3 protein-coding genes are annotated in these 14215 nt (G+C 44.2%); all 3 read left to right on the top strand.

Translation table 11 applies throughout. The annotated features are described in order from the left end of the window. The first annotated feature begins 4 nt into the window (after positions 1–4). The 3 genes from C173_RS05785 to C173_RS05795 are packed head-to-tail and all read left to right on the top strand — an operon-like array spanning position 5 to position 14127. On the top strand, positions 5–6823 hold the full coding sequence (locus tag C173_RS05785; protein ID WP_036723198.1) for a hypothetical protein: 6819 nt from the start codon (positions 5–7) through the stop codon (positions 6821–6823). A gap of 21 nt (positions 6824–6844) precedes the next feature. Continuing rightward, positions 6845–12517 carry a hypothetical protein gene (locus C173_RS05790; RefSeq protein ID WP_235191793.1) on the top strand — a complete coding sequence of 1891 codons (5673 nt, stop codon included), beginning with the start codon at positions 6845–6847 and terminating at the stop codon, positions 12515–12517. Then, positions 12514–14127, top strand: a complete 1614-nt coding sequence (locus tag C173_RS05795; protein ID WP_036723202.1) for an S-layer homology domain-containing protein — start codon at positions 12514–12516, stop codon at positions 14125–14127. Before C173_RS05790 ends, C173_RS05795 begins: the two co-directional genes overlap by 4 nt. Positions 14128–14215: the final 88 nt, after the last annotated feature.

Consider the following 14215-nt stretch of genomic DNA (forward strand, 5'->3'; position numbering starts at 1 on the left):
TTATATGAAGAAGATTTTAAGCTTGATGCTGGTAATATCGCTTCTCGCATCAGTAACGCCTGTTTATGCGAATGTAGCAACAGAGTACAATTATGAGTTTGGTGTGAAAACAGGAGGAAACGATGACGGCGGAACAGGTGATGATATTTACATGGGCGTGAGTACCTATGAATCTGGACCAGCCTCTGATTATGCAGCAAATTTTGGCGGAGCTCCCGCTTGGTCTGATATAAGACATACCTTTAAAATGGAAAATATTCCACCATGGAGAATGAATGAGCTCGTTTTTTGGCTGGTGGGCAGTGATGACTGGTACGGTAAATCTGTGGATTTGTATCTTCCCTATCTTGAGGGGAATACCAATCCGGCTAAGGTACAGACCATTAAAATAGATTCCTGGACAAGAGACCAGGGCAGACTTTACCGTGACATTTCGGACGTAACCAAAAGAAAATTCACAGATATAGGTTATGTTGATGAGCTCGGCGGAGAGTTCTACCTGGATGCGAATTCGGCAGGCTCAGAACATGCAGAGTGGAACAAATATGTCAGAGATCAATATGGTTACTATGACATCATGCAATATGAGGATGCTCCTGTATTCAGCTATTCTGTTTCGGACGACGCTGTAGGCAGGGATTGGTTAACATTTGAGGAGCCTACAAAAACAAAAACGTTTCAGCTCAATATTGACCGCAAGAAGCTTCACGATCAAATGGTTGCACAGAACAAAGCAGAGATTTCGCTAACCTACAGGGTGGCGCTGCTTGCCCAGTCTACCAATGCTGAAAGCCTCGGGGGGACCTTTGCCCATACAAGCTCAGGCGATCCCGAGGTTAAAACCTATTTAACAACAAAGATAGGGCAAGCGAATTACTATTATAAAGATGTAACTTATACGTTCTATCGTAGTATATATAACCTCGGCAACCCCGATATCAATCAGACGGTTACCTATTCGCCGAGCCAGGACAACCGGTATCTGAATCGGAAATTGACAGATGTTAACATCACAGTTGAAGCGGTTTCCATTCATAAAAAGGCTATGACGCAAGAAATTAAAACGGAGCTCATCACAAACTTCCAGGCAACGCCTGTGTTATATCTTGGCAACAGTACGGAAACACCGCTTGCCGACCTTACCATGACCAAACTGCAGGGCAATGACGGCAAACCAAACGGCAAACTTCAGTTCACTGGAAAAGTTCCGCTGGATGTTAGCGCAGTTGAAAGCGAGGGCATAAGGCTTCAGCTTAACAACGTATCTACCTATCTAATGAAAAAGGGGCGCGCTCAGGCCTATTATTTAGAGAATCCAACTCCAGAATCACCGACATCACAAAGTTTTTATTTCTCAACTCATAAAGTGGACACAAAAACCCCAACTGTAAGAGTGACCGACCAAAATGGAAATGACCTGCTGGGGGCAAATTCCATTCAAAACAACATCAAAAAGCTGCATGAATTTTATATGGTTGCCAGCGAAACACTCTATCCAGAGGGAAATGTCGCCCACAGCGAGTCGAATCAAAACTATTTGAATTATGAGCTGTACAAGAAAACCGGCGATTCCTATGAACCGGCCGTGACCCGAATAACAAACTTTGACGGTACAGGAAACAGAACAAGAGTTACCGCACCTATTAACACGCAGGTCATCAATGGAGTCAGCATAAAGCTAAGTCCGATCGACCCTACGGAAGGCGAATTCAAGCTTCGTCTGTATGGATGGGATCAAGCTGACAATCCGCTGGGCGGAGATGCCGGCTATGCAGAAATTGAAAATATCAAAATCGACAACCTGGCTCCGCGGGTGACCGTACATGAAACTGTACATCCGCAAGATGCGCAGCTTCGCAAAAGAAATGAATACCGCTTTGAAATGAACGACCTTGAGCAAAGCAACAACGGCTGGTCAAGGACTTATTATACCTTTGTAGACGGAATTGCGGCGCCGCCTGACACGCCAATCAATCAAATTAAACCTGCCTCCAAAGAAATTGCTTCAACTCAAGGGCTGTGGGCATTTGTAGACTCAGAAGGTGACAGCACAACTACCATTCTATCCATTCCAAAAGGGGACAACTTTGAGGGAACGCTCTATTATTTCACAGTAGACTCACTTGGAAACGATTCTAGAAACGAGCAAGCCTCTAGATACTATAAAAAGCCTGTGAGTATGTTCAATGGAAATGTTGCCGACACCCTCCATACGGAGGATTCCAGTCTTCCAAAGCCGTATTTTGACATTAGCTTTGACGTAAGCAATCCAAACTTTGAAACGAGTTACCGGTGGATTTCTGCTCCTGGCAATGACAAAAGCTTTACACAAAACTTTAGAGTTTATGAATCAAGCCAAGATGTTGGTGCAGCTGAAAAATCGAATCTTAGCGGAACCAAAGTTTTGATGGACGGGAAATATATACTGGAATATCGTGTGAAAAATAAACAGTCTGGTAACACTGCTGAATTTTCACAAGTCTACACGTATGACGCCTATTCCCCGGAGATTAAATATACCGCAATAAGTCAGCACGATCATTTCAAATCATCACAACAGTTTAACGTGAAAGTGACAGACCGCAGTGGAATTGCAAGTGCATATTACTATTTATCTAAGCCAGACTCAGAGATCAGAATTGAAGCTATGCCCAACTATCCGCTGACTCTGACGCTGGACAGTGACAATATAGCACAGGTTAATCAGACCTTGACTCTAACAGGACTTCCATCAGGTGCGTACAGCATTGTTGTTGTGGCACAAGATCCGCATGGACGACAGAGCAAGAAGGTTTCCCCCTACTTTGGCATGAGGTCAGAAGCTGCGATCATTGACACATTGAAATTTACGGAGTCAAAGACTGTAAACGGAATGGGTACAACAACGGATGGAACCTATAGTGTCTATGCTGTCTTGAATGAACCGCATGCAGCATGGACTTCTGATAGCGCATTGAAATATCAAAACCCGGTATATTATGCAACAACGGACGGCATGCCAACAGATAACGGCGCTTTAGTTCCTGAGTTTACAGCGAGCAACAATTCCGGCGGGAATTATGCATTTACACTCGACACACCGGTTCCGCTTCAAGAAGGTGTCAACACGATCTATTTCCAGTTTGGACTCATCAATGCTCCTGCGGACGACAAACCTGAATTTTTAACAGAAGCAAAGCCGCTCACCATTCTTTATGATAGCCAGGCACCAACCTTTGAATTGCCGGACTATAGCACCATTCAGCCAACCAACGCCTCCGTGACAGCAACAATCATCGCAAGTGATGCTGGGACAGGGATTAGCAAACTGACAGTTGCACCAGAGGATGCAGACAAAATCACGGTTTCTCCGTATACAGACGGTGCATTCACAGTAACGGTAAGCGAAAATATATCAACAAACCTGACCCTGTCTGACGAGCTTGGAAATCATGTTCTGGTTCCTATTTCGGTATCTAACATTGACCGGGCAGCTCCCTCTGCGCTTGCTTCAAGTAACATCGTGACCAAAGGAGCAAGACAAGATGGTGTGATTACCGTTGAAGTGTCAGACAAGAACGATACAACCGTTTCATTCGCGCTTATTCAAGACCCGGCAGACAACCATATTCTAACCGAAGCGGACTATGCGTTGTTTCAATCAAGCCCATCCGTGGAAATGCAGAGTAGTCCGGTAATCATTAATGGCGCAGGCAACAAACAGAGAACCTACACCATTGACTTGAAGGGGCTTAGTGGAAGCTATGCCATTGGGGTCAAAGCTGTCGACACAGCAGGAAATGTGACTGAAATAGTGTTCTTTGACTCAAAACTAGACCTGGTTGACGCGGAGGCAGCAATTGTAAGTGTCAGCGCAAACCCTGCAACAACAAAAACCACCGCAACGGTTAGCGTTTATTTTAACGTTCCAGTCACCGTGATGCCTAACGCACCTGTAGAGGGTGATGTTGTGGGTGAAATGGCAAGGTCGAACCTTCTGTATACAGGACTTCTAACAACATCGGCTGACTATGTCATGGACTACGAGGTTGTAATTCAAAACAATAATACAATCAGCCTCTATATTCAGGACGAGGTTGGAAGGGATAGCGTTCTAGAATTCACACCTGATGTTAATTTCGTTACAGGATTCGACATTTCCGGTCGTGTAGAGAAAAATGGTCAAACCATCCAAAACGGCGGGTTTATATCCTATAACCAGGGCGATAAGCTGTATTATGTTGTCGTTCCGGATCCAAAGTATTCCGGACAATATTTCTTTGTTGAAAATGCAGTGTTATCCGGATTAGAACTCAATACAGAGCTAAGTGTTCCGGACCCTTCATTTACAGAAGAGGAAGGAAGAACAGCTTATTCAAAGCTGGTATTCGAAGCGCTAAGAGACGGCAAAACAACAAAATCAGCTTATTTCGAGTCATACACGGCAGAAGGTATGGAAGCTGACCGGATGGAAGCTGAATATGTTGCAATTACTGTGGTTGATGAAACTGCACCTGTTGCCAAGGTGGACTATTCAAGCACGGAGCCAACCAACCAAAATGTTACCGCAACACTGTCTGTCTATGACCCGGAAAGCGGGATATTAAAATTTGAACGTTCGTATGACGGCATAAGCTTCAGCCCTATTGACTCCGTTGTTTCGCATACCGAAACCTTCGAGCAGAATGCAACGGTATATTTCAAAGTGACAAACAAAGCCGGAATAGCAACGGTACTGCCGGTCACCGTCTCGAATATTGATAAAACGCCGATCACGCAAGACAAGCACTACACGGTGGAATACAGCTACGAGAACTATCTTGGGAACTGGGTTCCAATCACAGAAGGAAAAGCCTATAGAAGGGTTATGGCAACGCTCAAGTTTACCGGAGGCGGAAAAACTCTTTCGATGACAAACAACAACGCAGCCTTCTCAAGGACTCTAACTGAGGATAATAACACCTTCACATTTGAGTTTAGGGATCAATCGGGCAACACAGGTTCTCATACGGTTAGCTATAACCAGTTTGACAACACCATTGGACAAACATCCTATGTGTTATCCAATACGGCCAAGACCAACAAAAATATCTTTGCCACGATCACTTTAACGGATGATTCCGGTGAAATCGCATTTGCTGAGGTGAAGAAGGGCGATGTGGTTTATCCCTTCAAAGGGGAGCCGCTCGAAAATGAATATGTCGTTGAACTGGACAGCTCAGGAATTTATAATGTGACAGCCTATGACTATGCTGGAAACCGTTGGACAACTCCGATCACCGTCTCAAACATTAACAAGGTAGCGCCTACTGCAATCGCAAGGACTTACAGCACGCCTCCAGCCACCATTACTGCACAAAGCGTGAATGTGGAGTTGACACAGTTCAGCAAGGACATCAAAACGATAACAGTCACCGGCGTAGAACCTGCCGGAAGCCTAACTGCCAACGATATCGTACATATCCCCGGCACAAAAGCTGTTCGCTTTAGAAAAAATGGTACAGTGTCCATGTTCTTTGTTGACGACTATGGCAACGAAGGACAGGAAGTGATTACCGTATCCAATATTGTGTCCACACCGCCGCAAATCAAAGCCACTGCCACATTAGCTGAAGATAAGCTGAGCGTGAATGTAACCTTTGACCAAATCCGTGACAGTGACGGCGTTCCGCTGGACATTCTTAGAAAACTAACAGACCTTACCGTTTCTTATCGTGGATATGAACATGCACTTCTGACTGAAGTGAAGGACGAGTCCGGCGATGCCCTGTCCTATAAAGAGGCAGTAATCAACGTTAAAACTAACGGAGAGCACGTCTTTCAAGTTAGGGACCAAACAGGCATCACGCAAAAAATTCTCGTAACGGTTGAAGGCATTGAAGTGGGTGGCCCAAGGGTTAAAGAAGTTCGCTGGACATACAAATATCTCGAAAAGAACCAAAGTGGTGAGTGGGTGGAAAAGGATCATCAAAACAAGATTGTTGTTGGTGTGGACACCTCTGGAAAAGAAGAAGGATATGTTGTGGGAATCGACAAGAACCCGGCAACAAACCAGAATGTGAATGTCACGGTAATCACGGATAAAGATGCTAAACTCGTGGGCGGAAACGATCCTTGGGAACAAGAGAAGTCAATGAACTATAGAGAAAATGGACTATACAATTTCAACCTTGAAGGAAGAACAGGGACCTATACCTCGTATGGTGTCGACATTGGTCTAATCGATAAAACACCCCCAGAGCTAAAACTTAAAAATGGGGAAGAGCTAATCTTCATCGAAGGCATGACGCCTAAAAAAGATGCCTCCATTGCCTATGACAAGTCCAAGCTTCTAGACTTCGAAGCATGGGATATGGTTGCGGGTAAAAAGGTGGACCTGACGAACCGGGTCACCATAAGCTATGGATCAGGCGGACGGGTGTTTAACCCTGACAACATCTCGGCAAATGAATTTGTCCGCTCGAACCCGTACTATATCGACTATACGGTAAGAGATGATGCAGGGAATCAGACCACTATTCGCCGAACCGTTCGCCTGGTAGGTCTGTATGACACCATAGCCCTTGTGAACGGCGTGATGCCAGACAGTTCCAATGCTGCGTCGGTTCTTGGCAACAAAGTTGAAATCTCATTGAAAAATTTTTCCGGGATCTCGTATGCACGTTATGAAAAAGGTGTCTTAACACAAGGTCAGATGAAAACAAAAGGAACGGTCCTTCGGGAGAAAAGCGGAGTGTATACCCTCGATAATGTTACGAGCGGCTGGTACACCGTATATATCCAAACGGATAAACGCGACTATTTCAACATTCATGTATATGTCTCAAATCAAGGAGGGAAATAGGCAATGACGTTCTATAGAACAATGAAACGCAGCATCGCTGCAGCTATTATTCTATCCATGCTTTTCACTTTTGCCAGTTTCCCTGTTCATGCTGACGCCAGCAATGCGGATTATTCCATTGCGAACGAATTTATGAAATATTCAATCAATTCAAAAACGGGTGGTTTCTCCATTGAAACCATTGACGGTCATCCACAAAAAGCGTTTGACAACAACCTTCCGCTTCTTTATAAGGAAGATGCGGCAAGGAGCAATGGAACATCCTTCACAACCGTTCGTATCGACGGAAAGGATTTTGTTTTCGGTCAGGAGTATGGCTGGTTTGGCATCGATACAAAGCTTCATGAACCTGTCGTTTCAGAGCAAAACAGGCTTTTAACCATTGCATGGGACATTAAGGGCTATACCATCACACAAAAGGTGTCCATTTCGATTGACCCTAACAACTCCAGAGCTGGAAACATTGGTATTTCATATGATGTGAAAAATAACAATGCCACAGCCGGAACGGTGGGGATCCGGCTTCTACTAGACAACGCGCTTGGTTCAGAAATTGATGCACCTTATGCATTGGTTGACCCGTCGCAGCCGACAATCGTTGAAACCGAATATAGCGGTGACAACCTTCCGCAGCAAATCAGATATGTTGATTCGCTTTCAGCTTCGAACAAGACGGCTTATGCCCTCTTGTCCGGCTGGAGCGGCAACAAGGATGTGAACGTTGATAAAGTGATTGTGGGACACTGGATTAATCTTGCAAACACAAGATACGATTATACACCAAACCCTAGTGTCGACTTTACGAATTACTCCAACAAATATTTAGTTCCTGACACTGCAACGGCTTATTATTGGAATGAAAAAACCATTGAACCGGGTCAAGTCAGAATTTCTGAAATGCTCTATGGTATCGGCAACTTTGCTGATCAAACCAAAAAAGAACATGTTTCAATAGGTATCCACACCGGAAATGTATACTTGGCTAACGACAAAAAAGGATATGAAAACAACGGTGTTTTTAAAGCGAAGGTAACCATTGACAACAGTGTCTCAGGAGCAAAAGAACTTATAGAACCCATTGTGAAGCTTAGCCTCGAAGAGGGACTTGTGTTTGCAGCCACGAATACACGGGAATACACGGTGAAGATTTCGGGCGGTCTTAACATTGGAACGGTGTTTGATATTCCGGATGTTGACATTATTGCAGAGACACAGTCTATGATCACATCAAAACGTCTGGTCGTTTCATTAAACGCAACAGAAATTATTGATGCTAGCACCAATAAAGTGGTTGACTATAGTGCAAACACGAACATTTTGATTCCAGCAGTGGAAGGAAAGCTCCCGGAAGTTTCAATGAAGCATGTTTTCCCGGCGGCAGTTTATTATGAAGGCGACAAAAATATCACCGTTTCCGGCGATATGAAGGTTCTGATGGAGGCCCTTTCGGGAAGTGACGGATGGAGTCTGTACCTTGTTCCAGCATCCGGCGCTGAGGCTGTTCTGATTGACAAAAGAAAAATAAGTTTTATTGATGAAGGTCAAACGCTTGCCTTCTCAACGAATCAGACGTTGGCGGTTGGAAAGTATGACATTGAATTTAGATTTACGAATCAACAGCTGATCGATGCCTTCGGTACCAAAATTAAAGCAACAACTACAGTGGATGTCACCAATAATTTAGCGGATAAAAGTGCAAGCTACGGTATTGTTTCGCTAGTCCGGTTCACAGACGCTGCAAACAACAGACAGTTATATGATTATATTAGTTTTACAAACGAAGATGTAATGAAGAAATTTATATCCGGCGGCGTGAAAAAAGATGGCATTCTTCACAAAGAAATAGCATTTGAAGAAAATAAAACAGAAATTCTGTTGACCCTTCGCGGAAAAATCAGGCTTATGGATACGGGTAAAGAAAAATATTACTCTGCCAGCAGAGCCGATGGCGATATTACCATCAACAGCATCCTGACCTATGACAGCAACGAAGCTCTTAAGATGACCGTTGACAACAAGGGTGCAAAGCTGGAAGGCGATGGTACCGTCAAAGTGATCAACTCGATTAATATTTGGCATAATAAGTGGCATTTTGAAGCCAATAATGGAACCAAATATACTCTGAATCGGGAGGCTGTTTCCGAGAAGACTGCTCAGGCCTTTGAACTTCAGCTTGGAGATGCCGGTTCTATGCTGCAAAATATTGCCGGTTTTTTGATCAATATTAAATATGGTGTGATGACCCAGGACGATGATGATTTCGGAATCAGCTTTGGCGGAAGGATTTCAATGCCTTTAAAAGCTGCTGATCCAGCGAAGGGTGAGGAGCATTATGATTATAAAGGCTCACTGACAGCGAATGTTCAAGATGTTCTCTATGGCAGTAAAGACAGCGAAATTGGTTTTGTTGGCATTAACACAACACTATCTGTAGCCCTGCCCAAAGATATATTAGGCCCATTAGTAGGAAACGAGGCCGGTGTTAAGGCGGATATAACCATTAACACCATTGATGATATTTATAGCATTGATGCCGGTGTTTCCGTTACCATGCTGGAAGTAGAAGGGTCACTGGCACTGAAGAAGGTTCCTATTAACGAAGTTCCCAAGATGATGCTTGATAAACTCACCTTCTTTTTAGCGCCTACTACAATGAAGGTTCCTGTGGTTGCACCTTATGTATTTATCACAGGCCTTGGCGGAGGGATTTCGAACCTTGCAGACACCGTTGCCGGAGAACCGGCAGGTGAACTTCCACCCCTTACCATTCATCTTCAAACGAGGCTTTTAATTAATGCGATTATTGTAGGTGACTTTAAGCTGGATGCAAAACTATCGGGTCTTGCCATTGAAGGTACCGGCCGGTTAGAAAAAGATGAAGAAGGAAGACTTCTTAATATTCAAGCGGGAATGAATGTTCAATGGATCTCGCCGTTTCAGCTCAATGCCTTCGGCAGCATCAGTATTCATGCCGGAGCCATTCGTGGCGGGATAACGATTAAAATTACGGAAGATTATTTTTATGGATATGTTTATGCAGGGCTGTTCATTCCAGACTCCATCCCGCTGCTCGGGGGCAAGGAGATCGCAGGTGTTGAGGCAGCCGTCTCATCTGACTTTGTGGGTGCAAACTTTAAGGTCATTGGGGTGAAGCTGGGCTTTATCTATTATTGGAACGGTGACCTAAGCTTTGGCGGGTCCATCGACCTCTCTTCAAGAGGAGACGCCGTTCACTATGTCCACTCGGAAGCGCTGGACGAGAGCGGCAACCTTGTGCCAACCACCATGATCTATGGAACGAATATGAGAAGACTAAGTACGGAGGCCGTCGCTAAGACAAGGGCCGGGAATGGGGTTACAAAAGAGATTAACCCGGCAACAAAGGATGCACTTCTCTTTGAAATTCCACTTCGTGGTTTAATCAAGCCTTCTGCATCAGAAATTAATATTACCAATCCAAATGGAAAAAGATTGACCATGGTTGAAGACGATAATAAGGGCAACGGAAACTATCTTGTTCAATCTTTAGATGGCGCTAATTATTTGTACATTTCAGTCACTGATCCCTCTCTGATTGTTGGGGGGAACTGGTCCATTTCAGTTTCAACACCTGACGTTTATATAGACAACTTTGCAGTAAACAGTGTTGACTATATGCCAGAGCTTACAGGAGTTAGTGCTACTACTAGCACAAATACAAGCCGTGAACTTAACGTTTCTTGGACAACGGACAAGCAAGGCCAATATTCGGGTGCACTTAATGTCTATGTCACGAAAGACCCGTCAATCATGAAAACCATCGAATCCTCTAACATTCAAGATACTTCATCCTTAATTAGTATCGGCAACCTGGAGTTAGATGAAATTGAATCAGGTTCTCATGTATTCACGCTTCCTGAGTCCTTCCCTGAAGGGAAATATCATGTGGTTGCAATGCTTGTTAACCATCAAGGCGGAATGAGCAAGAAAATCACTGCTTCAACATTCACTTTCACCAATCCATTGCTCCCTCGAAACCCTAAATCTGTGTCTGCGGTCTACAGTGGTGACGGCTATGTGAAGGTTGGCATAACGGGAAGCGACGACACTGCAACCCATTATCTTGTGGCGATCCAAGACGAAGATGGGGTTGAGGTCGAGAATTCCTTCGGTCAATTTAAAGTGGGCAGTGACATCATTCTGAAACCATTAGAAAACCAAACCAACCGGCCTCTATTAGAGGAAGGCAAGACTTATTTTGTTAAAGTTCAGGCTGCTAGAATTGTGGAGTCTGCCCTGAAACAGGCGGAATATTATCGTTCAACCGAAGTTGCATCATCGCCAGGCTTTGTTATGCCTTCAACGGATAAACCTCAGCTTGTAAGCGTTGAGACAAACATTGACAGATCCAAAGACCGGTATTACTTAAACACTGACCAAGTAAAGGCAACGTACACCTTCGACAGACCTGTTAAAATGACATTCAACCTTAATACCGAAGATAAAAACACGCCTCAAGAGTATAAGAAGGTCTGGTCATTTGAAGAAAGTGTTGAAGACGGCCAGCAGCTGATTGACTTTGTAGCGGTGGCTGAAAACCGTGACACCATCCAAGGCAGCAGGTCATCAGGGGCTATTGGATTTACTGTTGATACAAAAGCACCTGCGTTACTCCTTGATGAAGATGTTCAAACCAGCCTTGACGGGGAAAACGTTGATAACACCGTCAGCAATCAAGTTGTTTTTGTTGGCGCAGACTCAAGCTACAGCTTCCGTGGTCTAACAGATCCATCCGCAACATTAACGCTAGACGGCACTTCAGACGGAATTGTTATCAGTCCGGACGGAACCTTCGTTGTCAATCGTAAGGCCTCGAGTGAGGACCCGAACCAAACCCTGATGCTTAAAGCGGTTGATGATGCCGGTAACGAAACGGCTGTTCCAGTGTATCTTGTGAATCGTGTTTTGTCAGAGTATGAAAGCATTAAACTAATCTCTGACCTGGAAGGCTCCGAGGATCAGCCTGATTCGATCGAGCTTGGCATAGGCGGGACAACGGCGCTATCTGTGAAAGCTCTCCGTACAGTTAACGGCACCGTTCTAAAAGCAGAAGACGTTGTGTGGGACGTTCTTTATAATCAGAACATCATCAGACTCTCGCAAGATGGGACCATTGAAGCATTAGCTCCAGGCGAAACTGCCATCAAGGTTAGTTATAGACTGTCTGCCTTTGAAGGCCAGGACGGGAAGACGGTCTATAAAGAACTGTCAGACGTTATCAAAATCAAAGTAAAAGATTATGGTTACCGTTATGAAGTTCGTCAGACACAAGGGTTCTCGTTGTACACCATATACACTGAAATGAACATGGGCAAGGCAACGGTTGTGATTGGAGGCAACAAACAAACTCTGTTATATGACAATCTTAAGAAAGCATATATTGGTGCTTCAAAGGAACTTGTCACAGGCGAGCAATTAACAGCCAAGCTTGGTTTTGAACCAACGGTGAAATCTCCTGTTCTTCTGCGTGGAGACACCGATGGCAGTGGTGCTATTGATAAAGTCGACGTTTTGGCAACATTGAATGCTATTTTAGACAATGTTTACAACGGTTTTAGTTCTGTAGAAAATTGGATGAGAGCTGATACAAACGGTGACGGCATTGTTGATATTGTAGATGCGCAGCTCACACTAATGGAGGCACTTAAAAGATGATCAAATACTTAAAAATCATTTTGTGCATCATGCTTCTAGGGGCTGCCCTACCCTCATATGCCTATGGCGCAAATGATGCTGCAGACCTTAGTTATCGTGTGGACATCACAGTAACGGACAGCTCAGATTCCTTAAAATCATCATTTGAAGTTGGAGAAAAAATATTTGTTAAGCTAAGTCTTTCCTATACGGGTGCCGGAAGGGCGCCTGTATATGGCTTTCAAGGAAAGCTGCAGTTTGATTCTTATGTACTGGAAAATACCGGTGTGAATGTGGAAAAGGACATTTCAATGAAATATTCCGATGGTGCCATCAACTATGTCTATCTGGATATGACCGCCAAGGGAAAAGAGGATTCCATACTGAAAAATATTGGAACGGCTGTATTTCAAGCTAAGAACAGCGGCACGTTCAGCATCTCTTCAAGCGGCTTCATTCTAACGAACAAAGATGCGACACACCGGTACATTGAACCGGTTGAAGATGTGCAAATTATTGTGGGCGATGGAGTAAAGGACCCCTCAAAATCTCTATTATATGAAAACATTGTTGCTGCAAAAGCTTTACTTGCTTCAGTTACTATTGCGGATAATCCCAAAAACATCTACTATCCGGATCATTGGTATCCGACAAAATCCGCTCAAAAACTGAGAGAGGTGATTGCCGGGGCTGAGGCTGTTTTTAATAACAAGGATGCGCTGGCGTCGGAAATCACTGAAGCTATTGAAAAGCTTAGCACTGGTGTTTCCGATTTCGGGAACTCCAAAATTGTCGGCCCGAAACGTTGGGCTGCTCCGGCCGACAATACCACAGTCAATAACACCGCAGTTGATCTGTACTATTCCGTTAAAGCTTCTGTTAAAGGCGGAAATGGCAAAATTGCCGAGGGCTTTGAAGCTCAGACCATTCGTGCCACAACCTCTGCAACCATCAGAATGATTCCGGATGAAGGGTTTGAGACCGAATATATCTTTGTCAACGGTGACAAATTTATAGGCCATGACATTTACACCATTCCAGAGGTTAGCCGTGACACCATTGTGGTTGTAACCTTTGCTAAGAAAACTCCTTTTACAGATATAGCACATGACGATTGGTTCTATCCTTCTGTAAGATATGTTTACAACAAAGGACTATTCACGGGAACCTCTGAGACGGAATTCTCACCCTCCGGGAAAATGAGCCGTGCCATGCTGGCCACTGTAATCTATCGTATGGAAAATAAGCCAAATGTTACATTTGCAAATGTATTCTCTGATGTTCAAAGTGGCCGTTGGTATTCAGATCCGGTGACTTGGGCAAATCAAAGTAACATTGTTAACGGGTATGATAAGGGTAAATTCGCTCCCAATGATGCCATCACCCGTGAGCAAATTGCTGTTATGCTGCATAGATACACAAAGGTTAAGGGTGTTGACCTTCAAGCTAAAACTGCAAGCCTGAGCTTCAAAGATGCAAATCAAATTTCAGGCTATGCCAAAGAGTCCATTACTTGGGCTGTGTCTAAGGGCATTATGAAGGGCAACACGGATTTGACTATAAATCCTTCTGGTCTTGCAACCAGAGCAGAGGTTGCCGCTATGCTCGAAAGGTTTAGTGAGTTGGACTGAATTTCAAATAAATACAAACTGCCCCGAAATATTTATCTCATTAAATAAAAAACCGCGAAGCCTTGCTGCTTCGCGGTTTTTCTATGTT

The sequence above is a fragment of the Paenibacillus sp. FSL R7-277 genome (genome assembly GCF_000517965.1).
GTDB classification, from domain to species: domain Bacteria; phylum Bacillota; class Bacilli; order Paenibacillales; family Paenibacillaceae; genus Paenibacillus_AQ; species Paenibacillus_AQ silagei.